This is a genomic window from Stenotrophomonas rhizophila, assembly GCF_020857975.1.
GTDB lineage: Bacteria > Pseudomonadota > Gammaproteobacteria > Xanthomonadales > Xanthomonadaceae > Stenotrophomonas > Stenotrophomonas rhizophila_C.
In genome coordinates, this window is the sequence record NZ_JACWUO010000025.1 from 19,296 (window position 1) to 42,046 (window position 22,751).

Annotated in this window: 17 protein-coding genes; 8 read left to right on the top strand and 9 right to left on the bottom strand. The window is 67.8% G+C overall.

The features are described 5' to 3' along the window. Positions 1 to 91: 91 nt before the first annotated feature. The 5 genes from IC535_RS17370 (at position 92) to IC535_RS17390 (ending at position 6,527) form a co-directional block, all read left to right on the top strand. Positions 92 to 3,025, top strand: coding sequence for a TonB-dependent receptor domain-containing protein (locus IC535_RS17370; RefSeq protein WP_228887571.1), 2,934 nt, complete (start codon positions 92 to 94; stop codon positions 3,023 to 3,025). Between the two features lie 221 nt (positions 3,026 to 3,246). After that, positions 3,247 to 4,386: a glycosyltransferase family 4 protein gene (locus IC535_RS17375; RefSeq protein ID WP_228887570.1), complete on the top strand. Its 1,140-nt coding sequence runs from the start codon at positions 3,247 to 3,249 to the stop codon at positions 4,384 to 4,386. Further along, entirely contained in the window at positions 4,367 to 4,906 is a 540-nt protein-coding gene (locus IC535_RS17380; protein WP_228887569.1) for a phosphatase PAP2 family protein, read from the top strand. The genes IC535_RS17375 and IC535_RS17380 overlap by 20 nt, the downstream gene beginning before the upstream one ends. 208 nt (positions 4,907 to 5,114) lie before the next feature. Further along, a complete protein-coding gene (gene lpxH / locus IC535_RS17385) occupies positions 5,115 to 5,858 on the top strand; it encodes a UDP-2,3-diacylglucosamine diphosphatase (protein WP_228887568.1) in 744 nt (247 codons plus the stop codon). 18 nt (positions 5,859 to 5,876) lie between these two features. Beyond that, on the top strand, positions 5,877 to 6,527 hold the full coding sequence (locus IC535_RS17390) for a hypothetical protein (protein WP_228887567.1): 651 nt from the start codon (positions 5,877 to 5,879) through the stop codon (positions 6,525 to 6,527). 58 nt (positions 6,528 to 6,585) lie between these two features. Here IC535_RS17390 and IC535_RS17395 read toward each other — a convergent pair whose 3' ends face one another. Further along, positions 6,586 to 7,839 carry a zinc-dependent metalloprotease gene (locus IC535_RS17395; RefSeq protein WP_228887566.1) on the bottom strand — a complete coding sequence of 418 codons (1,254 nt, stop codon included), beginning with the start codon at positions 7,837 to 7,839 and terminating at the stop codon, positions 6,586 to 6,588. A gap of 217 nt (positions 7,840 to 8,056) precedes the next feature. Here IC535_RS17395 and IC535_RS17400 point away from each other — a divergent pair, with 217 nt between their 5' ends. Then, a complete protein-coding gene (locus IC535_RS17400; RefSeq protein WP_228887565.1) occupies positions 8,057 to 9,544 on the top strand; it encodes a phospholipase effector Tle1 domain-containing protein in 1,488 nt (495 codons plus the stop codon). 934 nt (positions 9,545 to 10,478) lie between these two features. Here the strand turns inward: IC535_RS17400 and IC535_RS17405 are convergent. The 7 genes from IC535_RS17405 to IC535_RS17435 form a co-directional block, all read right to left on the bottom strand. Beyond that, on the bottom strand, positions 10,479 to 11,330 hold the full coding sequence (locus tag IC535_RS17405) for a ferritin-like domain-containing protein (protein ID WP_228887564.1): 852 nt from the start codon (positions 11,328 to 11,330) through the stop codon (positions 10,479 to 10,481). A gap of 10 nt (positions 11,331 to 11,340) precedes the next feature. Continuing rightward, on the bottom strand, positions 11,341 to 12,807 hold the full coding sequence (gene purF / locus IC535_RS17410) for an amidophosphoribosyltransferase (protein ID WP_228887563.1): 1,467 nt from the start codon (positions 12,805 to 12,807) through the stop codon (positions 11,341 to 11,343). A 30-nt stretch (positions 12,808 to 12,837) separates the two neighbouring features. Further along, positions 12,838 to 13,617, bottom strand: a complete 780-nt coding sequence (locus tag IC535_RS17415; protein WP_228887562.1) for a CvpA family protein — start codon at positions 13,615 to 13,617, stop codon at positions 12,838 to 12,840. A gap of 55 nt (positions 13,618 to 13,672) precedes the next feature. Beyond that, positions 13,673 to 14,665 (bottom strand): SPOR domain-containing protein, encoded by a 993-nt coding sequence (locus IC535_RS17420; protein WP_228887561.1) that lies wholly within the window; start codon positions 14,663 to 14,665, stop codon positions 13,673 to 13,675. Between the two features lie 110 nt (positions 14,666 to 14,775). Continuing rightward, entirely contained in the window at positions 14,776 to 16,050 is a 1,275-nt protein-coding gene (folC, locus tag IC535_RS17425) for a bifunctional tetrahydrofolate synthase/dihydrofolate synthase (RefSeq protein WP_228887560.1), read from the bottom strand. A 46-nt stretch (positions 16,051 to 16,096) separates the two neighbouring features. After that, on the bottom strand, positions 16,097 to 16,741 hold the full coding sequence (locus tag IC535_RS17430; protein WP_228887559.1) for a histidine phosphatase family protein: 645 nt from the start codon (positions 16,739 to 16,741) through the stop codon (positions 16,097 to 16,099). Positions 16,742 to 16,940: 199 nt separating this feature from the next. Further along, positions 16,941 to 19,106, bottom strand: coding sequence for a S46 family peptidase (locus tag IC535_RS17435; protein ID WP_228887558.1), 2,166 nt, complete (start codon positions 19,104 to 19,106; stop codon positions 16,941 to 16,943). Positions 19,107 to 19,353: 247 nt separating this feature from the next. Here IC535_RS17435 and tdh point away from each other — a divergent pair, with 247 nt between their 5' ends. Next, positions 19,354 to 20,376, top strand: a complete 1,023-nt coding sequence (tdh, locus tag IC535_RS17440; RefSeq protein WP_228887585.1) for an L-threonine 3-dehydrogenase — start codon at positions 19,354 to 19,356, stop codon at positions 20,374 to 20,376. 198 nt (positions 20,377 to 20,574) lie between these two features. Here tdh and IC535_RS17445 read toward each other — a convergent pair whose 3' ends face one another. Continuing rightward, the gene (locus tag IC535_RS17445) at positions 20,575 to 21,276 is read right to left on the bottom strand and encodes a TorF family putative porin (protein ID WP_228887557.1); all 702 of its coding nucleotides are present in this window, start codon (positions 21,274 to 21,276) and stop codon (positions 20,575 to 20,577) included. Between the two features lie 191 nt (positions 21,277 to 21,467). Here IC535_RS17445 and kbl point away from each other — a divergent pair, with 191 nt between their 5' ends. Beyond that, positions 21,468 to 22,679, top strand: a complete 1,212-nt coding sequence (gene kbl, locus IC535_RS17450) for a glycine C-acetyltransferase (protein ID WP_228887556.1) — start codon at positions 21,468 to 21,470, stop codon at positions 22,677 to 22,679. The last annotated feature ends 72 nt before the right edge of the window (positions 22,680 to 22,751 follow it).

Consider the following 22,751-nt stretch of genomic DNA (forward strand, 5'->3'; position numbering starts at 1 on the left):
CGGCCTTCACATGGCCGGATTTTGGGATGGCGGGAACTTGGACCCGTCCACCCCTTTTTGATTGAGTTCCGAACGAGAGAGAGAGAGCCAAATGAATTCACGCACCAACGTGCTGGGGCAAGCCATCCGCATTGCCCTGGTCGCCGGCACCGCCGGCCTGGTCGCCGCACCGGCGATGGCACAGGACGCGCCGAGCACCACCAACCTGGATCGCATCGAGATCACCGGTTCGCGCATCCGCCAGGTCGACGTGGAAACCGCCCAGCCGGTGCTGGCGCTGACCCGCATGGACATCGAACGCCAGGGCTTCAGCTCGGTATCGGACATCCTGCAGAACGTCACCGCGATGGGCAGCCCGACGATCAGCCGTGCCAACGTGCTGAGCGCCGGTGAAAATGCCGGCGGTACCTACGTCGACATGCGCGGCCTGGGTACCCAGCGCACGCTGGTGCTGGTCAACGGCAAGCGCCTGGGCATCAGCACCTCCGGCTACCAGGACCTGTCGGTCCTGCCGGTGTCGGCGATCGAGCGCATCGAGATCCTGAAGGACGGCGCCTCGGCCATCTACGGCTCCGATGCGATGGCCGGCGTGGTCAACATCATCACCCGCAGCAACGTCAACGGCGTGACCGCCAACGTCTACCACGGCCAGTACAGCGAAGGCGACGGCGCCCGCGACCGCTTCGACGTGGTTGCCGGCTGGTCCAACGACCGCCTCTCGGCCACCTTCGCCGCCGAGCATTCGGAAGAAAAGGCCGTGTGGGCGCGCGACCGCGGCTTCAGCCAGTACAGCAACACCGACCGCCACCCGACCGAAGGCTGGACCACCACCAGCCAGTGGGGCCAGTTCACCGGCGTGAGGGGCCCGGGCTGCACCGTTGCAGCCGGCTGTGGCTACAACCTCAACCGCGGCAGCGACCCGACCAAGCCGGGCAACTACCACCTGACCAATCCGGCTGCGTTCACCGGCGACACCAGCAACACCAACGATCAGATGCACCTGAGCTATCCGATCAAGCGCGATTCGCTGTTCTTCTCCGGCCAGGCCGACATCACCGACAGCATCCGCTTCAAGACCGAGCTGGGCTACAACAAGCGTTCCTCGACCCGCGTCACCGCCGGTTACCCGCTGGCCTCCAGCTCGCTGGGCAAGACCGCTGCCGCCGGCAACATGGCCATCGACAGCTACTTCAACCCGTTCGGCAACAAGAACGGCTACGCCACGCCGACCTCGGTGGCCTGGAACCGCCGTACCTGGGAACTGCCGCGTACCAGCACCAGCGAGCTGAAGACCTATCGCGCGGTGGCCTCGTTCGAAGGTTCCTTCGACCTGGGCGAGCGTTACTTCGATTGGGAAGTGGGCTACCAGTACAGCAAGAACGAGCTGTCCCAGCACACCACCGGCAACCTGCACAAGCAGCGCGTCATCGATGCGGTCGGCCCGTCCTATCTCAACACCGCCACCGGCAAGGTCGAGTGCGGCAGCGCAGCGGCACCGAAGACCAACTGCATGGTCTGGAACCCGCTGGTTCCCTACGGCGTGCAGAACCCGTACGGCCTGGACGGCAACCAGGCCCTGCAGGATTGGCTGTTCCCGGAAGAGAACGCCACCGGCCAGACCTCGACCAAGAACTGGTTCGCCAACCTGAGCGGCAGCGCGTTCACCCTGCCGGCCGGTGACCTGGGCTTTGCCTTCGGCCTGGAAAACCGCGAAGAAAACGGCAAGTTCGTTCCCGATGCACTGGCCCAGACCGGCGCGACCACCAACCTGGCCGCAGGCCCGACCGGTGGCTCGTACAAGGTCAAGGAAGCGTATCTGGAAATCAACGTGCCGGTGCTGGCCGACCTGCCCGGTGCCAAGGAGCTGAGCTTCAGCGCCGCCACCCGCTATTCGGATTACAACACCTTCGGCGACACGCTCAACAGCAAGTTCGGCTTCAAGTGGAAGCCGCTGGACCAGCTGCTGGTACGTGGCACCTGGGCCGAGGGCTTCCGCGCCCCGACCATCAACGACCTGTTCGGTGGCGGCTCGGAAACCTTCGCCACCTTCACCGATCCGTGCGACAGCGTGTACGGCTCGGCCAAGTCCAACGCCGGCGTGAAGGCACGTTGCGCCGCCGACATCGCCAACGTCGATACCTTCCGCCAGCTGGACAGCACCAACAAGCCGACCTCCGGCTCCAGCGCCGCCACCCCGGTGCCGTTCACTTCCGGCTCCAACCCGAACCTGCTGCCGGAAACCTCGACCAGCAAGACGCTGGGCCTGGTGTGGAGCCCCACCTTCATCAGCAACCTCAACGTGTCGCTGGACTGGTGGAAGATCCGCATCGAAAACACGATCGTGTCCGACAGCCCGAACCAGATCCTGATCGACTGCTACGAGCAGGGCATTCAGTCGCGCTGCGCACGCTTCGCCCGTGACCCGGTCACCGGCATCGTCACCGGCCTGAAGTTCGGCAACCGCAATGCCGGTTTCGTCGAGACCGAAGGCTACGATCTGGACCTGAGCTACCGCCTGGATACCGACTACGGCAAGCTGAGCACCAGCCTGTCCACCACCTACGTCAGCTCGAACATCTACCGTTCGTCCAACGACGCAGCCACCGTGCCGACCACCACCAACGGCATCGCCACCAACGCCGGCATCGGCTTCCGCGTGCGCTCCAACGCCACCGTGGGCTGGGACCTGGAGAACTTCGGCATCAGCTGGTCGGCGCGTTACTACTCCGGCGTCAAGGAACAGTGCCTGAGCCTGCCGAACCATCCGGACGAGTGCTCCGATCCGAACGTGGCCGCGCCCTGGTACAAGGGCACGCGCAGCTACAACGAACGTGGTTCGGTGACCTTCCACGACGTGCAGGCGCGCTACAAGCTGCCGTGGAACGCGACGGTCTCCATCGGTGCCAACAACGTGTTCAACCGCCTGGGCCCGGTGATGTACACCAAGCCGAACTCGGTGTACTCGTACTACGGCGCCTTCGACATCGGCCGCTTCGTGTACATGCAGTACAAGCAGAGCTTCTGATCGCTGCCAGGTAGTACCGCAACACACTGACCACGGCCCTTCGGGGCCGTGGTTTTTTATGGCGGACACCACGGCGGCCCACCGGGCGCCGGCACGGCGATGTCCTGAATGGCGAAGCCCGCCCACGGGTCGGACCTGCCTCCCGTCATACCACGGTCATACCGGCGTCATGTCGGCTACATCGCACGCGCCCAGCATGCGCTGCATACCGGAGGCCCGCCATGCGCTATGCCATCGTCACCGAAACGTACCCCCCCGAGGTCAACGGCGTCGCCCTGACAGTGCAGGGGTTGGAACAGGGACTGCGCGCGGCCGGCCACCAGGTCGACCTGGTCCGCCCGCGCCAGGCCAGCGAAGCCGAACGCCCCGATGACACCCTGTTGGTCGCCGGGGCCGGGTTGCCCCGCTACCCGGGCCTGCGCTTCGGCCTGCCCGCCCCCAAGCGGCTGGCGCGGCAATGGCAGCAGCAGCGCCCCGATGCCATCTATATCGCCACCGAAGGTCCGTTAGGCTGGTCGGCGCTGCGCACCGCGCGCCGGCTGGGCATCCCGGTGGCCACCGGCTTCCATACCCGCTTCGACGAATACCTGCCCGACTACGGCGTGGCCTGGCTGCAGGCGGCCGCGCTGCGCTGGATGCGGCGCTTCCACAACCAGGCCGATGCCACCCTGGTGCCCACCCTGGAACTGCAGCAGTTCCTTGGGCAACAGGGCTTCGACCGCGTGCGGCTGCTGGCCCGCGCGGTGGACAGCAGCCAGTTCGAGCCGCCGCGGCGCGACCCGGCGCTGCGCGAGGAATGGGGCATCGACGGCAACGGTTTTGCCGCCATCTATGTCGGCCGCATCGCCCCGGAAAAGAACCTCGCCCTGGCGGTGAAGGCGTTCCGCCGGCTGCAGCAGATCCGCCCCAAGGCACGCTTCATCTGGGTCGGCGACGGCCCCTCGCGCGCAAAGCTGGCCCATGAAAACCCGGACTTCATCTTCTGCGGGGTACAGCGCGGCGATGCACTGGCCCGTCACTTCGCCAGCGGCGACCTGTTCCTGTTCCCCAGCCGCAGCGAGACCTTCGGCAATGTCACCCTGGAAGCCATGGCCAGCGGCGTGGCCACCGTTGCCTTCGACTACGGCGCCGCGCGCGAATACCTGCGCACCGATGAAAACGGCATCGCGGTGAACGACGATGCCGAATTCCTCGCCGCCGCACTGCAGCTGGCCGGCGACGATGTGTTGCGCGCTCGCCTGGGCCGCAACGCGGCCACGGCCATGAAACGGCTGCATCCGCAGCGGGTGGTGGCCGAATTCGATGCCTTGCTGTCCGAACTGGCGCACGCCCGGAGGCCGCATGCCGACCACGCCGCTTGAGGCCCTGCGCGGGCACGAAACCCGCTGGTGCCGCCGCGCCAACCACTACTGCCGGCGCCGCCGGGTACGCCGCGCGTTTGCCGTGGTCAGCCGGCTCGGCGATGGCGTGTTCTGGTATGCGCTGATGGCCGCACTGGTGCTGGTGGATGGTCTGGAGGGGCTGCAGGCCTCGCTGCACATGGCCGCCACCGGGCTGATGGCGCTGCTGCTGTACAAGGGCCTCAAACGCTGGACCCGGCGCCCGCGCCCATATGCGGCCGACCTGCGCATCCGCGCCTGGGTGGCGCCGCTGGATGAATTCAGTTTCCCCTCCGGGCACACCCTGCACGCGGTGTCGTTCACCATCGTCGCGCTGGCCTACTACCCGTGGCTGGCCCCGCTGCTGGTGCCGTTCACCGCCGCGGTGGGGCTGTCGCGGGTGGTGCTGGGGCTGCACTATCCCAGCGACGTGCTGGCCGCCACCGCGATCGGCACCGCGCTGGCCGGCGCCAGCCTGCGGTGGTTGCCGTTGCCGGTATAAGCCGCCGCCGACCAACGGTCGGCCGCTACCGGTAGGTACCGACCGTTGGTCGGTACGCGTACGTGCCCCGGCTCACCACCACCCATATCCCCCGCGGCTGTACGCCGCGCCCCCCCTTGACTCAAGGGGGGCTCTCCACCAGAGAGTGATTGCATGGCATCCAGGCTCATCGCATCCCGCTGGGCGTCTGCCGTTTTACAATGCGCCCATGACCACGCTGTTCATTTCCGATCTGCACCTGGACCCGAGCCGTCCAGCCATCACCGAACTGTTCCTGGCGTTCCTGCGCGATGAAGCGATGCAGGCCGAGGCGCTGTACATCCTCGGCGACCTGTTCGAGGCCTGGATCGGCGATGACACGCCCTCCCCGGCCGCCGATGCGGTGGCCGATGCGCTGCACGCGGTGGCCGATGCCGGGGTGCCGGTGTACTTCATCCGCGGCAACCGCGACTTCCTGGTCGGCAACGACTATGCGCGCCGCGCCGGTTTCCGCATCCTGCCCGACCCCAGCGTCATCGACCTGTATGGCCGCCCGGTGCTGCTGCAGCACGGCGACCTGCTGTGTACCGATGACCTGGCCTACCAGCAGTTCCGCGCGCAGACCCGCGACCCGGTATTCCAGGCGCAGTTCCTGTCCCAGCCGCTGGCCGCCCGCATCGCGTTTGCGCAGAAGGCGCGCGATGCCAGCCAGGCGCGTCAGTCGGAAATGAAGCAGGACGACCGCGCTAGCTTCGAAACCGTCACCGACGTGGCACCGGCTGAAGTGGAGGCCACCTTCGCCCGCCACGGCGTGGACACCATGATCCACGGCCATACCCACCGCCCGGCGATCCATGCGCTGCAGGTCGGCGATCGCCCGTGTACCCGGATTGTCCTGGGCGACTGGTATGAACAAGGGTCGGTGCTGCGCGTAACCGCGCAGGGCTGGAGCCTGGACACGCTGGCGCGCTGAGCCGACAAAGGATCACGGATGATCGACCGTATACCAGCCCTGCTGCTGGCCGCGCTGCTTTCGCTGGGCGCGCCTGTGGCAGCCAGCGCCGCCGAAGCCACTACATCACCCCAGGTGGAACAGATCCGCCCCGACCCGCAGTCCCCGCAGGTCGGCAGCGGCCCGCACCGGTACCAGTTCGTGCTGCGCGATACGGTCAGCGCCGCACCGGCCGCGCTGCGGCCGTTCGCGCTGTCGCACACCGCGTTCGACCTGCCGTTCGTGGCCGCAGAGAAGGATGTCTACCAGGGCATCACCGATGCGCAGGGACGCACGCCCGTGTTCGCGTTCGAACAGGCGCCTCCCGCGCAGGGCTGGGTGCTGCTGGAGCGCTTCGGCAGCGGCCCCAATGGCGAACGCATGCGGCTGCAGGCCGGTGATGGCGAGGGCATCGGCGCGATGGCCTACGAGCTGGTGGTCTGTGGCAAAACCCCGCGCCTGTATCGCGGCGTGACCACGGCCGACGGCGACACCGCTTATGTGGCCACCAGCGCGATCGTGAACCTGTTGCTCTTCATCGACGCCGACAGCACCTCCGCCGGGGGCGACGAGAGCGCCGGTCGGATCGAGGCCGACGATGGCCAGACCGCGCTGCGGCGCTGCCGCCCCGACGCGGCAGATCCGACCTGACCCAAGGTGCCCTGCCCGCCACCGCAGCTTGCGGTGGCAGGCAGGGCGTTGGCCAGGATCAGCGGAAGGCGGCCACCGTCGCCTTGGTGTTGACCAGCACGCGCTGGTTGTCGGCGCTGCTGGCAATGCCCATCGGCACGCCGTTGTAGTTGATGTTCGGGTTGGACCAGAAGTTCAGGCGCGGGCAGCCCGCCGTGCACGCATAGGCCATGATCGTGCGCCAGCGCGAACCGCTCGACGGCTCGTAGCGGTAGCCGTGGCCGTAGGCATACGGCGAGGTGCTCGGATCGGTGGCGATGTCGTGGCGCGCACTCTGCAGGTGGCCGATTTCATGGGCGAAGGAGTAGTAGCCGGTGGCGCAGTCCCAGTGCACCACTGCGAACGCGGTGGCGGCGCTGGAGCCGATGCTGGAGGCCAGCCCGCACGAGCTGGCGTTGTTGATCACCAGCACGGCCACATCGGCGCGGCTGTTGTTGCGGCTGGTGTGGATGCTGTCCATGATGCCGTCGCTGGTGCTGCGGAAGCGCGACAGGTCGGTGGAGAAGCTGCTCGACTCGGCATAGCTGGTGGTTTCGTAGCGGGCCAGTTCCAGGGTGAGGCCGACGTTGCTGGCGACATAACCCTGGTTGGACTCGGCCACCGCCAGTTGCACCAGCGACTGCATGTTGCCGCCATAGGCCGCCACTGCGCCGTTGGTGGCCACCACCAGCACCCGGATGGTGGCCGGCGTGCCCGAGGACGCGCCCGCGATGCCGATGCGGTCGTTGCCCGGCATCGCCACCGTGGGCAGGCTGTTGTAGTCGCCGGGGTGGTCGGCCGGCATGCGCGACTCGTCCACTTCCACCAGCACGTGGCGGCCGTCGCTGAGCGGGCGCAGGCGATACAGCTGGCCGTCCTTGCGGATCGAGCCGGTGATGGTATCGCCGGCGCGTACCAGGATCACAGAATTGGCCGGATCATTGCCGGCCGTGCGGGCGTTCAACCTGGCATCGCGCGCCTGCAACTGGCCGTACCAGATGCTGCCACCGTCGGGCAGTGCCTGCACGCGTTGCTGCAGCGCCTGCACCGGGGTGCCAAGCAGTTCGAACTCCAGCGAACGCTGGCGGGCATCGACCGCCGCCGCATCCACCCGTACTTCCTGCACCGCAGCGGTGGAGGCGGCCGACAACAGCGCCTGCGCGGCGGGCTGGTCGACGGCGCCGGCACGGCTGAGCACCGTCACCGGCTGGAACAGCGGCGCGGCGCTGGCCGCGCCTGCGGCGGCCAGGCACAACGTGAACACACCTGCGGCCTTGCTCATCGATCTGGACATCGTGTCGTCTCTCTTTGAGTGGGAAAATGGTAGTGGTCGTTGTTGCAGCGCAGCCCCTGCGGGTCGGCCTGTCCATATGGCTCCACTTGATTGCGTGAATTCAATAGACCTTGCAAATCATTCTTTCCGAACTGTGACCGCCGACCGGGTGGTTCAGCGATGTCGCGTCCGTGTCGTTTTCGCGCTACCTTCGCGGCATCCACCGGGAATCAGTGCCATGGCAGGACAGCCCAATCCGGCAACCACCGCGACGCTGTCGCTGCAGGTCGGCCTGTTCTTCGACGGCACCCGCAACAATGCCGACAACCTGTTGCGTGCCTCGCGCCCGCCAGGCAGCACCACCCCGGCAGCGCGCCCGCCGGCACCGCTGGTCGCCGACGACGCCTCGCCGTACCAGAGCCGCCTGACCAGCAGTTACAGCAATGGCCTGACCAACATCGCGCGCCTGCATGCGCTGTACCCGGACAACCGGACGCACGCGCTGGCCGGCGATGCGCTGTCGCTGGCGATCTACGTCGAGGGCGCCGGCACCCGCAGCGGTGAAGAGGACGACCTGATGGGCCTGGCCTTCGGGATCGGGCGCACCGGCGTGCGTGCCAAGGCGCAGCGTGCCCTGGACGAACGCCTGCCCGAGGCGCTGCGGGCACTGGCGCACGCGCACCCGGGCCGGACGCTGGGCCAGGTACGCCTGGACCTGTTCGGCTTCTCGCGCGGTGCCGCCTCGGCGCGCGATGCGCTCAACCGCCTCAACCACGCCGATGGGCCGGCCTGGCTGCGCGAACAGCTGCGCCGCACCGGCTGGCAGCTGGCCGGCGATGCCGCCGTGCCGCGGCGACCGGCGCGCTTTATCGGTCTGTTCGACACGGTGGTGGCGATCAACCGCCAGCAGCGCGATCAATGGCCCGCGCTGGCCCTGCCCGCCGATGCGGCCGACAAGGTGGTGCAACTGGCCGCGCGCGACGAGCACCGCCACCACTTCGCGCTGACCACGGTGGCGCCGGAGCACGAAGAGATCGCCCTGCCCGGCGTGCACGCCAACATCGGCGGCGGCTACGACCAGCGCATCGAGGGCCCCAAGCTGCTGACCCGGCCGCTGGGCCAGCGCATCCTCCAGCATGCGCTGGCCGACACCGCCGTGCCGCCGCTGTCGCTGCTGCGCGATACCGAGGTATACCGGCAGGCGCAGGCGGCCTGCCAGCGCTGGCAGGCGCAGCTCGGCCTGGGCGAGGAGGCGGTGTGGGTGGATGTGTGGCACCGCTGGCAATCCCAGCGCATTGCCGGCAACCCCAGCGTGCTGCCGCAATGGGTATTGCATGCCCATGCGGCCGTGGTGCTGCGCCGCCCGATCGATGGGCGCTACCAATGGGTGCCGCTGCGGCTGATGCAGCAGCGCGCGGCCGACGCCGGCGTGCGCTGGAGCCGAACGATCGATGAGGTGCCCGAGCTGGCCCTGCCCGACGCGCTGCAGCCGATCGCCGCACGGCTGCTGGCGGGCCAGCCGCTGGTTGCGGCGCAGGAACTGACGCTGCGCCAACGCTATGTCATGCAGTCGGCGCACTGGAATTTCGATGCGCTGGGCGATACTGCATTGCTGTATGCCGCCGACGAAGCCACCCGCGAACTGCCCTACCGGCCCGGCCCCGGGCTGTTCTACATCAACCGCCCGGCCGAGGACGGGCAACGCGTGGTGTTGCCCAACCGGTAGGGTCGGTTCCCGAACGACTGCCGATGGCAATGATCGGCGCGACGAACGCATGACCCGTGCCGAAGCCGACTCCGATGTTGGCCATGCCCTTACCGGGCGCGGCACGTCCACCGGCAGTCGATCCGGATGCGACCCTACCGGAGCGGGTCTGCGGCAATCGATGCATCACTGGGCGCACCGCTGCGGCACCCACCTGGTAGGGTCGGTTCCCGAACGACTGCCGATGGCAATGATCGGCACGGCGAACGCGTGAACCGTGCCGAAGCCTTCCCCGATATTGGTCATGCCTATACCGGGCGCGGCACGTCCACCGGCAGTCGATCCGGATGCGACCCTACCAGAGCGGGTCTGCGTCAATCGATGCATCATCGGGCGCACCGCTGCGGCACCTGCCCGGTAGGGTCGGTTCCCGAACGACTGCCGATGGCGATGATCGGCGCGACGAACGCATGACCCGTACCGAAGCCGACTCCGATGTTGGTCATGCCCTTACCGGGCGCGGCACGTCCACCGGCAGTCGATCCGGATGCGACCCTACCGGAGCGGGTCTGCGGCAATCGATGCATCACTGGGCGCACCGCTGCGGCACCCACCTGGTAGGGTCGGTTCCCGAACGACTGCCGATGGCAATGATCGGCACGGCGAACGCGTGAACCGTGCCGAAGCCTTCCCCGATATTGGTCATGCCTATACCGGGCGCGGCACGTCCACCGGCAGTCGATCCGGATGCGACCCTACCAGAGCGGGTCTGCGTCAATCGATGCATCATCGGGCGCACCGCTGCGGCACCTGCCCGGTAGGGTCGGTTCCCGAACGACTGCCGATGGCGATGATCGGCACGACGAACGCATGACCCGTACCGAAGCCTTCCCCGATGCTGGTCATGCCTTCACCGGGTGCGGCACGTCCACCCGCAGTCGATCCGGACGCGCCCCTACCTTGCCGGTCCGCTGGTGCGGCCGGCCTGTTCGATCAGGTTGGCGATTTCTTCTTCATCGAAGCCGGCCAGCAGGCGCGCTTCCAGGTTGAACGGCCCGTACAGGAAACCGCCGGCGTACTGGTTCAACAATGCGATGAAACGGCCGCGCGGCTCCACCCCGGCGCGCTGGCAGTACCAGTGGTACCAGCGCGAGCCGGCGGCCACATGCGCCACTTCCTCGCGCAGGATGACCTCCAGCACATCGGCGGTGGCGTGGTCGTTGGCGCTGCGCAGCTTGGTGATCATGCCGGGGGTGACGTCCAGCCCGCGCGCTTCGAGCACGCGCGGCACCAGCGCCATCCGCGCCAGGCCGTCATGGGCGGTCTTCTCGCACATTTCCCACAGGCCGTTGTGCGCGTCAAAATCGCCGTAGTCATAGCCCAGCGCCCGCAGCCGTGCGTGCAGCAAGGCGAAATGGCGCGATTCATCATCGGCCACGCCGACCCAGTCGGCATGGAACGAGGCCGGCAGCCCCCGGAAGCGGTACACCGCATCCCAGGCCAGGTCGATCGCATTGAGTTCGATATGCGCGATGGCGTGGATGAACGCGGCGCGTCCTTCCACGCTGCCCAGCCCGCGTTTGGGCAGTTCGCGCGGGTGCACCAGGGTAGGCCTGGCCGGACGGCCCGGCATCCGGATCGGTGCCGGCGGCGGTGCGTCGGCAGCCGCCTTGAGTTGCCCGCGGCGGAACTGCGCCGCATAGGCCTGGGTCAACGCCACCTTGTGCAGCGGATCGGTCGCGGCCAGGCAGTGCTGCGCGGCGCGCAGCAGGTCACCGGCCGCATCCAGCGGCAACTGCTGGTCCATGACGCCGGCCTCAGGCGCGGCGCTTGTGCTTGGCATCGTCCGAACGCAGCTGCTGGATGCGTTCGAAATAACCCGGTTCGATACCGGTCGGGTAGACGCCGTTGAAGCACGACGAATCAAATGCCTTCAGCTCCGGGTTGCCTTCGCGCACCGCCGCTTCCATGTCCTCGATGTCCTGGTAGATCAACCAGTCGCAGCCCAGGTGCGCTTCGATTTCCTCGATGCTGCGGTTGTGCGCGACCAGTTCCTCGGCCGCCGGCATGTCGATGCCGTAGATGTTGGGGTAACGCACCGGCGGCGCGGCGCTGGCCAGGTACACCTTGCGTGCGCCGGCATCGCGCGCCATCTGCACGATCTGCTGGCTGGTGGTGCCGCGCACGATCGAGTCGTCGACCAGCAGCACCACCCGGTTGCGGAATTCCAGGTGGATCGGGTTGAGCTTGCGGCGCACCGATTTCACCCGCTCGCCCTGCCCGGGCATGATGAAGGTACGGCCGATGTAGCGGTTCTTGATGAAACCTTCGCGGTACTTCACTCCGAGCGTATTGGAAATCTCCAGCGCGGCGTCGCGCGAGGTATCCGGGATCGGGATGATGGTGTCGATGTCATGGTCCGGGCGCAGGCGCAGGATCTTCTCGCCCAGCTTGATGCCCATGCGCATGCGCGCCTTGTGCACCGAGACGTTGTCGATCATCGAATCGGGGCGCGCGAAGTACACGTACTCGAAGATGCACGGGCTGTGTTCGGCAGGCTCGGCGCAGACCTCGGAGAACAACTCGCCGCGCGCGGTGATCACCAGCGCTTCGCCGGGGCGCACGTCGCGCACCCGCTGGAAGCCGAGCACGTCCAGCGCGGCCGATTCGGAGGCCACGATGTATTCATCGCCTTCGGCATGGGCGCGCTTGCCCAGCACCAGCGGACGGATGCCATGCGGGTCGCGGAAGGCGACCAGGCCCAGGCCCAGCACCACGCTGATCACCGCATAGCCGCCCTTGACCCGGCGGTGCACGCCGGCCACCGCGCGGATCGCCGCTTCGGGGGTGAGCTGGCGCTGCGCGTCCAGTTCGTAGGCGAACACGTTCAGCAGCACTTCGCTGTCCGAATCGGTGTTGACGTTGCGGCGGTCCTGCTCGAACACCTGCTGGCGCAGGGCTTCGGTATTGATCAGGTTGCCGTTGTGGGCCAGCGCGATGCCGTAGGGCGAGTTGACGTAGAACGGCTGCGCCTCGTCCATGCCTTCCGAACCGGCGGTGGGATAGCGCACATGGGCGATGCCGACGCGGCCTTCCAGGGTGGACATCCGCTTGGCATCGAACACGTCGCGGACCAGGCCGTTGGCCTTCTGCACGCGCAGCCGGGTGCCATCGGCGGTGGCGATGCCGGCCGCGTCCTGGCCACGATGCTGGAGGACGGTCAGGCCGTCATACAACTGCCCGGCGACGTTCTGGTTGCCGACGATTCCGACGATGCCACACATGGTGCGAACTCTCCGCTGGGCCGAGCCCATTTACTGTGAAGGTGGCCGTGCCTGGCCTGGGGAACCGTTCCGTGCCGGATCGGTGGGATCCGGGCGCACGAGCGCCGGATCGAAGGAAGTCGGGGAGCCTGGGTGGGACCCACGCGCCGATACATCGGCGGGGTCCACCACCGGTTGCGGGGTTTCATCCAGCGGTCGCGGCCATCCGCGCCCACCCAACAGCCCGCCAAGCACCCCATTATCGCCTGTCAGCAGCGGCTTGCCCAACTCCGATCCAGACAGTTGCGACATGTTCACCTCCGGCAGCGCCATCGGCATGCCCTGCAGGCTGGGCAGCTGCGGCAGGTCGGGCATGCGCGGCATCTTGGCCTGCATCCAGCCCACGCCGGGGCCGAGCATGGCGCGTAGGTTGGAATTGCGCCACGCCGCTTCGCGCGGCAACGGGGTATAGGAGGCGATCAGCAGCAGCAGGCAGCCGATCAGGCCGCCCCGGGCCAGGCCAAGCGCCCCGCCCAGCGCGCGGTCGGCGCCGTTCAGGCTGGTCGAGCGCACCGCCTGGCGGATCACCAGGCCGATGCCCCAGACCGAGACCATCACCGCCAGGAACACGGTCAGGTAGCCGGCGAGGAAATGCCCGGTGCCGGGCGCGGCCGGGGCCGACCACCAGCCCGCGGCGGACTTGCCCAGCATCAGTGCCGCCCAGCTGCCCAGCAGCCAGGACAGGGTACTGATGACGATACTGACGAAGCCGCGCATCACCCCCAGCAGGGTCGAGATGCCGATCACCGCCAACAACACGAAATCGATCATGCGCATCCTCCCGGGAGGAACGTTCCGGCCTCAAGGCACGGGCGCAGGGCCGGCATCAGGGATGGGGCCGGACCATGCCGGCCACGCCGACCTTCGACGCAACCTGGGCCTTGAGGTTCTCCGCCTCGGCCCGGTTGGCGACGGGACCGACGCGCACGCGGTTGAGCGTGCCCTTGTCGGTACGTACCTGCTCCACAAATGCGCTGAAACCGGCGGCGCGGACCTTGTCGCGCAGCGCGTTGGCTTCGGCGGCCTGGCCGAAGGCGCCCAGCTGCACGGCAAAGCCGATGCTGCTGGCGGCCGGAGCGGCCGGGGCGGCCACCGCCGGCGCGGGCTTGGCCGGGGCCGGCTTGGGTTCGGGTTTGGGCGCGGCCGGCTTGGCCGCGGCGACCGGTTCGGGCGGCAGCGCTTCGGTGCGCACGGCCGCGGCCGCCGGTGCGGCGCTGGCCGCACTGGCGGTGGCCGGGGCGGCGGCCGGGGGCGGCGCGCTGGCCACGGCGCTGTCGGCGCGCGCATCCAGGGTCACCACCTCGGCCTTGACGTCGCTGCGCACCTTGACCGCCTGCAGCCGCGCGGACTCGGCCTGGGCGCGGTCGGCATACGGCCCCACGCGTACCCGCCAGGCCTGGCGGCCGTTGATGGTGGCCGCTTCGCTGAAACCGGGCAGCTGTGCCTTGCGCAGATAGGCGATCACCGCATTGGCGTCGGCCTGGCTGGCATAGGCGCCGAAGCTGACCGCGAAATTGCCGGCCGCCACCGCCGGCGAGCTGTCGGCCGTAGCCGGATCGGCCGCAGCGGCGCTGGTGTCCTGCAACGGCTGGGTGGTCGACGCACCGGCCTGCAGGCCGGTGGCTCCGCCGGTGGGCGCCACCAGCGGCAGCTCACGGGTTTCGAACTGGCCATCGGCAGGCGCCGCCGGCGCACTGATCGGCACATTGGCCACGCCGCTGTCCGGCGCAGGGCCTTTGACCAGCATGGGCAGGAAGATCACAGCCAAAGCCACCAGAACGATGGCACCAATCAGTCGCTGTTTCAGAGGAGTATCCACGGAAGGCAGGCAGGGCGGCGCGGCGGAATGCCACGGAGATTATACGGGTGTCGGCGTGAGTGGCGTCTGTTGCGGCTGAACGGCCGCCGCGTGCGTACGCAAGGTTCGGCTCAGGCCGGGCGCTCCAGCCAGTGCAGTGCCTGCGCGGCGGTGTGGAACGAGCCGAACACCAGCACCCGATCGCCCGGCCGGGCGTCGTGCATGGCCTGCTGCAGCGCCTGCGCCACCGTGGCATGGGTAGCCGCCTGCGCCGCGGCGGTGCCGCCTAGGCGCGCGCGCAGTTCCTGCGCGCTCTGCGCCCGCGCACCGTCCAGGCCGGCCAGGTGCCAGCCATCGACCTGCGCATCCAGCGCCTGCACCACGCCGGCGGCGTCCTTGTCCTGCAACGCGGCGAACACCGCCACGGTCCGCCCGGCAACGGTGGCCGCCTTCAATGCGCTGGCCAGTTCACGGGCGGCCTGCGGGTTGTGGCCGACGTCGACCAGCACTTCCACCCCGTCGCGGTCGAACGCCTGCAGGCGGCCGTCGATGCGGGCCGCGGCCACACCCTCGGCGAAGGCCGTGCGCGGCAGCGGCTTGTCCAGCGCGCGCAGCGCGGCAATGGCGGTGGCCGCATTGCGCAGCTGGATCGGGCCGCGCAGCGCCGGCGTCGGCAGTTCGATGCGGAAGCCGACATCGCGCCAGCACCAGTGCTGCGCATCCAGGCGGTCGACGAAGAAATCGCTGCCGCCGCGGATCGCATTGGCGCCCACCAGGTAGGCGCGCGCCAGCACGCTGGACGGCGGGTCGGTCTCGCCCAGGATCACCGGCTTCCAGCCGCGGATGATGCCGGCCTTCTCCGCCCCGATGGTTTCGCGGTCTTCGCCCAGCCATTCGCTGTGGTCGATATCCACGGTGGTGATCACCGCCACGTCGGCATCGACGATGTTGACCGCATCCAGCCGCCCGCCCAGGCCCACTTCCAGCACCGCCAGGTCCAGCCCGGCCTGCGCGAACAGGTGCAGTGCGGCCAGCGTGCCGTATTCGAAATAGGTCAGCGTGGTGCTGCCACGCGCGTCTTCGATGGCATTGAAGGCGCCGACCAGGGCGGCATCGGAGACCTCCTGGCCATCGATGCGCACCCGCTGGTTGTAGCGCAGCAGATGCGGCGAGGTATATGCCCCCACCTTCCAGCCGGCCGCGCGGGCGATCGCCTCGATGAAGGCGACCGTGGAGCCCTTGCCGTTGGTGCCGCCAACCACGATGGTGCGCTCGCCCGGCGCGCCCAGTCCCATCGCCTGCGCCACGCTGCGCACGCGCTCCAGCCCCATGTCGATGGTGGCCGGGTGCTGCTGTTCGATATGGGCGAGCCAGTCGGTGAGGGTGTGCGGGCGGGCGGTGGTCATGGGCGTTGGATCGATGTGGCGGACGGCGGGATGGGACGTAACAGGGTTACAGCGCGCGGTGCTTGGCTTCACCGAAGAACGGGGTGTGGTGGGCGCAATCGTTCAGGCGCACCACTTCCAGTTGATCCAGATCGGCGCCTTCGAGCAGGTTCAGCGTGGTCGGGGCCTGGCGGAAGGTCCACAGGCGCGACAACGGCAGGCCGAGGATGCGGCACAGGATCACCCGGTTGACCGCGTCGTGGGCCACTACCAGCAGCGTGTCGTGCTCACCCAGGCCTTCGGCGGCGCGGGCCAGGCCGCGCCAGCTGCGCTCCAGCACCAGGCGCAGCGATTCGCCACCGGGCATCAGCACGGTGTCCGGCTCGTCGCGCCAGGCCTGCAGCCGCGAGGGATCCTTTTCGTGGATTTCACTGGCCAACAGGCCTTCCCACTCACCGTGGGCGATTTCCTGCAGGTCCGGCTCGGTCAGCAGCATCGGCGCGCGTTCGGCGCCCAGCGCCAACTGCGCGGTGAGCTGTGCGCGCGACAGCGGCGAAGCCACCGCACGGGTGATGTCCACCGACTTCAGGCGCTCCCCGAGGGCCTGGGCCTGCGCTTGTCCGATCGGCGACAACGGGATATCGATCTGGCCCTGGTAACGGCCTTCGGCATTCCACGGCGTTTCACCGTGGCGGGCAAGCAGGATGCGCATGCGTACTGGGAGTCCTTGGGGGAGGAAGGGCTGTCGCAATCGTTCACATGATGTGAATGAGCGAGGGGACACGCATGATACCCCGACCGGCCCGGCCGGGTGCCTGCTGCGGTGGTGCCGGCCGCAGGCAACCGTGCACCGCCACGCGTATGCCGGGCCCCAACGAAAACCCCGCGGCTTTCGCCGCGGGGTTGGGGTCTTACTTCACCAGGTTCAGCTCTTTGAGCAGCTGCGGCGCCGGCGCCACTTCCTGCATGATCCACTGCATGTAGCGGCTGTCGACTGAAATCATGCGGGTCATCACCGGGTCGAACACCCAGTTGGAGCTGACCGATTCCCAGTTGCCATCGAAGGCCAGACCCACCAGCTTGCCGTGCGCGTCCAGCACCGGCGAACCGGAGTTGCCGCCGGTGATGTCCAGGTTGGACAGGAAGTTGACCGGCACCGAGCCCACCCGCTTGTCTTCCAGGCCACCGTAACGCTTGGCCATGACCGCATCGAGCAGCGCCTTGGGCGAGTCGAACGGATCGGCGCCGGTTTCCTTGGCCACGATGCCCTCCAGCGTGGTGAACGGGGTGTAGGCCACGCCGTCCTTGGGCGCATAGCCCATCACGTTGCCGAAGGTGATGCGCAGCGACAGGTTGGCGTCGGGATAGACGAACTCGCCCTTGCTCTTCTTGTAATCGGCCAGTGCCTGCAGGTACAGCGGGCGCGACAGCAGCGACTCGCCTTCGCGGGTCTTCTTCTGCTCTTCCTGCTTGAGCAGGGCCGGCATCACCGCCACCGCGTACTGGATGGCCGGGTCGGTGCTGGCCTCGAACGCGGCGCGCTCGGCCTTGAACCACTTCAGGCGCTCGTCCAGGCTGCCCAGCCTGGTGCCGGCCAGCTTGCCGACCAGACCGTCGACGGCGGCCTTGTCGCTGCCGGCCAACCACTGGTTGAGCGCTTCGTTGTTGCGCTGCGCGGCCGGCAGTGCGGCGTATTGATTGAGCCAGTACGCCTGCAGCTGCTGGTCCATGCGCGCCACGTAGCGACGGTCCATCTGCTTGAGCGCGCCTTCGATCGCGGGCAGGTCGCGGTCCTGGAAACCAGCCTCGCGCGCCGCATCGGCCTTGCTGCGTTCGATCGACAGGCGGTACAGGGTGATCGCCGCGCCCACGGCCGAGGTGTTGTTGAACTGGCCCACGATCAGGTCGCGGTCGCGCGTGGCGCGGCCCTCTTCCAGGTGCTTGATCAGCTGCGCGTGCGCGGCCAGGGCCGGCTTGCCGGCAGCGCCGCGCTTCTTCAGCCAGGCCAGCACGGCGGCCTCTTCGGCCTGCTTCTGGCCGGCCGCGTCGATGCGCTTGAAACCGTCCAGTTGGCCCTGGTAGTTCTTGGCGGTGTTGTTCAGGCCGGCCATGGTGGCGGCGTACTTCACCTTGATGTCCGCATCCTGCTGGCCGGCCTTGCCGATCAGGTCGATCACCGCGTTGTAGTGGCGGGCGATGGTCGGGTAGGTCCAGCTGGCGGTTTCGTTGAACTCACCGGCCAGCGCGTAGCGGTTGGTGCGGCCCGGGTAGCCGGCCACCATCACGAAGTCGTCGGCGCCCAGCGGCTGGTCGGCGAACTTCAGGAAGTGCTTGGGCTGGTAGGGCACGTTGTCGGCGGCGAACGCGGCCGGCTTGCCGTCCTTGCCGACGTAGGCGCGGTAGAAGGAGAAATCGCCGGTATGGCGCGGCCACATCCAGTTGTCGATATCGCCACCGAACTTGCCGACGCTGCCCGGGGGCGCATAGACCAGGCGCACGTCCTTGATTTCCATGTTGCGGAACAGCCGGTAGGTGTTGCCCCCGGAGAAGCTGAACAACCGGCAGCGGAACCCGGCGTCGGCTTCGCAGGCAGCGGTCTGCGCCTTGTCGAAGGCCTCCAGCGCGCGGGTACGGGCCAGCGGATCCTTGCCGGCGGCGGCGATCGCGGCCTTGGCCTGGTCGGTCACGTCGGTGATGCGGTCGAGCACATAGACGCGCGCATTCGGGCCGGCGCTCAGCTCGTCCTTCAGGGTCGGCGCGTTGAAGCCGTCCTTGATCAGGTTCTTCTCGGCGGTCGAATTGAGCTGGATCGCACCATAGGCGCAATGGTGGTTGGTCACCACCAGGCCCTGCGGGGAGACGAAGCTGGCGGTGCAGCCGCCCAGCGCCACCACCGCGCCCATCGGGTCGCCGGTCAGGTCGGCGATCTGCTCGGCGGACAGCTTCAGCCCGGCCTGCTTGAGCGGGCCGGCAATCTCGGGCAGCTGCTGCGGCACCCACATGCCTTCGGCGGCATGGGCGACCTGGACCAGCGCAAGGCTGGCGACGACGGAGAAGGCGAGCAGATTCGAGCGCATGGGCAGCCCCTGGTGAAAGAACCGCCGAGTGTAGCCCAGCCCCCTGCCCCGGCCCGAAGCCCGGAAGTCATGGGTTGCCCAGCCGGCCGGACAGAGTCCGGCTCTACGCCTCCCGCGGGCCCGGACAGCCGGCTGCAGGTGCCGCCGCCACCCCAAACCACCTGCGCTGCAACATGGGAAACCCGCCGACAGCCCTATAATCCGCGCTTTCCCCCAGATGAGTTCCACCCCGATGGCGCAGCAGACAATGAAGGCCCTGGTCAAACGTGAAGCCGCCAAGGGCATCTGGCTGGAAGAGGTTCCGGTCCCCACCCCGGGCCCGAACGAGGTCCTGATCAAGCTGGAAAAGACCGCCATCTGCGGTACCGACCTGCATATCTACCTGTGGGACGAGTGGAGCCAGCGCACCATCAAGCCGGGCCTGACCATCGGTCATGAGTTCGTCGGCCGCATCGCGCAGATCGGGCCGGGCGTGACCGGCTATGAAATCGGCCAGCGCGTGTCGGCCGAAGGCCATATCGTCTGCGGCCATTGCCGCAACTGCCGCGGCGGCCGCCCGCACCTGTGCCCGAACACGGTGGGCATCGGCGTCAACGTCAACGGCGCGTTCGCCGAATACATGGTGATGCCGGCCAGCAACCTGTGGCCGATCCCCGACCAGATCCCGTCCGAGCTGGCCGCGTTCTTCGATCCCTACGGCAACGCCGCGCACTGCGCGCTGGAATTCAACGTAATCGGCGAAGACGTGCTGATCACCGGTGCCGGCCCGATCGGGATCATCGCTGCCGGCATCTGCAAGCACATCGGTGCGCGCAACGTGGTGGTCACCGACGTCAACGATTTCCGCCTGAAGCTGGCCGCCGACATGGGCGCCACCCGCGTGGTCAACGTGGCCAACACCTCGCTCAAGGACGTGATGGCCGACCTGCACATGGAGGGCTTCGACGTGGGCCTGGAAATGAGCGGCAACCCGCGCGCGTTCAACGACATGCTCGACTGCATGTACCACGGCGGCAAGATCGCGATGCTCGGCATCATGCCCAAGGGCGCCGGCTGCGACTGGGACAAGATCATCTTCAAGGGCCTGACCGTGCAGGGCATCTACGGCCGCAAGATGTACGAGACCTGGTACAAGATGACCCAACTGGTGCTGTCCGGCTTCCCGCTGGGCAAGGTGCTCACCCACCAGTTGCCGATCGATGATTTCCAGAAGGGCTTTGACCTGATGGAACAGGGCAAGGCCGGCAAGGTGGTGCTGAGCTGGAATTGATCCCCTGTGCCTTCGGCACAGAGGATCAATTGCTCATATCACCTTATCCCCGCGCCGCTGGCGCGCCCCCTTGAACAACAAGGGGGCTGTTCTCCAGCAAGGGTTCCGGTGTGAGGCCAACATTGAAAAGGCGCCCAGTGGGCGCCTTTTCCAGTTCGTGGGATGCCGGCCATGCGTGGAGCCGGCCAGCGGCCGGCACTACTGCCCTACGCCAACGGTGAAGACCACGCGGCTGTCGGCCAGCTTGCCGGAATTGTCGCGGCCGTTGCCGTCGGTGCCGTAGTAGCCCAGGCCCAGGGTGACCATGCCGAAGCTGCGGTTCACGCCCACGTTCCAGTCGGTGTAATCCTTGGAAATGCCTTCTTCGAAGGTGCTGCGGCCGACGTTGGCGGTCAGGTTGAATTCCTGCGGCAGCGCCCACTCCCCGCCCACGGCGTAGTACCACGCATCGGTGCCCGAGTTGAACACGTCGTTGGTGTAGGTCACCGTCAGGCTGTACTGCTTGGCGATGGTGGTCTTGGTGATGAACTCGTTGTAGGCCAGCTCGCTGGAACCGGGATAGGTGTAGCGGTTGAACAGCAGGTCCAGGTTGACGTTTTCGTTGATGTCGAACGCGTAGCCGATCAGGTAATCGACTTCGGCATCCGGGTCACCCTCGCCGAAGTCCACGCCCGAACCCCACACCCCGGCGTACAGGCCGACCGGCGAGGTATAGGTGAAGGCGGCCTGCACGGTCGGGTCCTCGGCGGTCTGCGAGACCCCGCGGAACACATAGTCCGACACGCCGGTGACGTTCCAGCTGAAGGGAGAGGCGGCCTCGTCCTGGGCACTGGCGGCGAACGGGGCAAGCAGGGCGGCGCAGAGCACAACGGCGGCGGTACAGCGCGAGGCGTGGTTCATGCGGGTCTCTCCGGGGCGGTGGGGTGGGCGGAACGTCGCGGTTTACACTTTTTTAACCTGATTGATATTGCGATGCAACAATCCCCTGTGTCCTGCCCGCCCCGGCCGCGCCCGCCAACCGGCCCGGCGACGGCCCCAGGAACGGCCGCGGCAGGTAAAATCGGTGGTTTCCGCGCTGATGACTGCCTGCCATGACCGATGCCACGACCGCCCCGCTGACCCGGCACTACGTTGAAGAACTGGAGGCGATCCGCGCCCAGGGCCTGTTCAAGGCCGAACGCATCATCACCAGCCCGCAGTCGGCGCAGATCACCCTGGACGACGGCCGCACGGTGCTGAACTTCTGCGCCAACAACTACCTGGGCCTGGCCGACCACCCCGACCTGATCCAGGCCGCCAAGGACGCGCTGGACAGCCACGGTTTCGGCATGGCCTCGGTGCGCTTCATCTGCGGCACCCAGGACCTGCACAAGCAGCTGGAAAAGCAGATCGCCGACTTCTTCGGCAAGCAGGACACCATCCTGTACGCGGCCTGCTTCGACGCCAACGGCGGCCTGTTCGAGCCGCTGCTGGGAGAAAACGACGCGATCATCTCCGATGCGCTCAACCATGCCTCCATCATCGACGGCGTGCGCCTGTGCAAGGCCAAGCGCTTCCGCTACGCCAACTGCGACATGGCCGACCTGGAAGCCCAGCTGCAGGCCGCTGATGCGGCCGGCTGCAGGACCAAGCTGATCACCACCGACGGCGTGTTCTCGATGGACGGCTTCATCGCCCCGCTGGATGAGATCACCGCGCTGGCGAAGAAGTACAACGCGCTGGTGCACATCGACGAATGCCATGCCACCGGCTTCCTGGGCGCCACCGGCCGCGGCTCGGCCGAGGTCAAGGGCGTGCTGGAGAAGATCGACATCATCACCGGCACCCTGGGCAAGGCCATGGGCGGCGCCCTGGGTGGCTTCACCTGCGCCAGCGCCGAAGTGGTCGAACTGCTGCGCCAGCGTTCGCGCCCCTACCTGTTCTCCAACTCACTGCCGCCGCACGTGGTGGCCGCCGGGATCAAGGCCTTCGAGATGCTGGCCGCCGCCGACGACCTGCGCAGCACCCTGGCGCAGAACACCGCCTACTTCCGCGAGAAGATGACCGCCGCCGGTTTCGACGTGAAGCCCGGCGTGCACCCGATCAGCCCGGTGATGCTGTACGACGCGCCGCTGGCGCAGAAGTTCGCCGAGCGCCTGCTCGAGGAAGGCATCTATGCGATCGGCTTCTTCTTCCCGGTGGTGCCCAAGGGCCAGGCCCGCATCCGCACCCAGATCAGCGCCGCGCACACCCGCCAGCACCTGGACCGCGCCATCGATGCATTCACCCGCATTGGCGTGGAACTGGGCGTGATCAAGGCGTAGAGCGGGGCTCTGCCCCGCTGACATCGCGTGCGATCAGACGTAGAGCGGGGCTCTGCCCCGCTGACATCGCGT

Coding starts and splice junctions, on each gene's coding strand:
- IC535_RS17370 (WP_228887571.1), top strand. CDS start 92: ATGAATTCACGCACCAACGTGCTGGGGCAAGCCATCCGCATTGCCCTG.
- IC535_RS17375 (WP_228887570.1), top strand. CDS start 3,247: ATGCGCTATGCCATCGTCACCGAAACGTACCCCCCCGAGGTCAACGGC.
- IC535_RS17380 (WP_228887569.1), top strand. CDS start 4,367: ATGCCGACCACGCCGCTTGAGGCCCTGCGCGGGCACGAAACCCGCTGG.
- lpxH (WP_228887568.1), top strand. CDS start 5,115: ATGACCACGCTGTTCATTTCCGATCTGCACCTGGACCCGAGCCGTCCA.
- IC535_RS17390 (WP_228887567.1), top strand. CDS start 5,877: ATGATCGACCGTATACCAGCCCTGCTGCTGGCCGCGCTGCTTTCGCTG.
- IC535_RS17395 (WP_228887566.1), bottom strand. CDS start 7,839: ATGTCCAGATCGATGAGCAAGGCCGCAGGTGTGTTCACGTTGTGCCTG.
- IC535_RS17400 (WP_228887565.1), top strand. CDS start 8,057: ATGGCAGGACAGCCCAATCCGGCAACCACCGCGACGCTGTCGCTGCAG.
- IC535_RS17405 (WP_228887564.1), bottom strand. CDS start 11,330: ATGGACCAGCAGTTGCCGCTGGATGCGGCCGGTGACCTGCTGCGCGCC.
- purF (WP_228887563.1), bottom strand. CDS start 12,807: ATGTGTGGCATCGTCGGAATCGTCGGCAACCAGAACGTCGCCGGGCAG.
- IC535_RS17415 (WP_228887562.1), bottom strand. CDS start 13,617: ATGATCGATTTCGTGTTGTTGGCGGTGATCGGCATCTCGACCCTGCTG.
- folC (WP_228887560.1), bottom strand. CDS start 16,050: ATGACCACCGCCCGCCCGCACACCCTCACCGACTGGCTCGCCCATATC.
- IC535_RS17430 (WP_228887559.1), bottom strand. CDS start 16,741: ATGCGCATCCTGCTTGCCCGCCACGGTGAAACGCCGTGGAATGCCGAA.
- IC535_RS17435 (WP_228887558.1), bottom strand. CDS start 19,106: ATGCGCTCGAATCTGCTCGCCTTCTCCGTCGTCGCCAGCCTTGCGCTG.
- tdh (WP_228887585.1), top strand. CDS start 19,354: ATGAAGGCCCTGGTCAAACGTGAAGCCGCCAAGGGCATCTGGCTGGAA.
- IC535_RS17445 (WP_228887557.1), bottom strand. CDS start 21,276: ATGAACCACGCCTCGCGCTGTACCGCCGCCGTTGTGCTCTGCGCCGCC.
- kbl (WP_228887556.1), top strand. CDS start 21,468: ATGACCGATGCCACGACCGCCCCGCTGACCCGGCACTACGTTGAAGAA.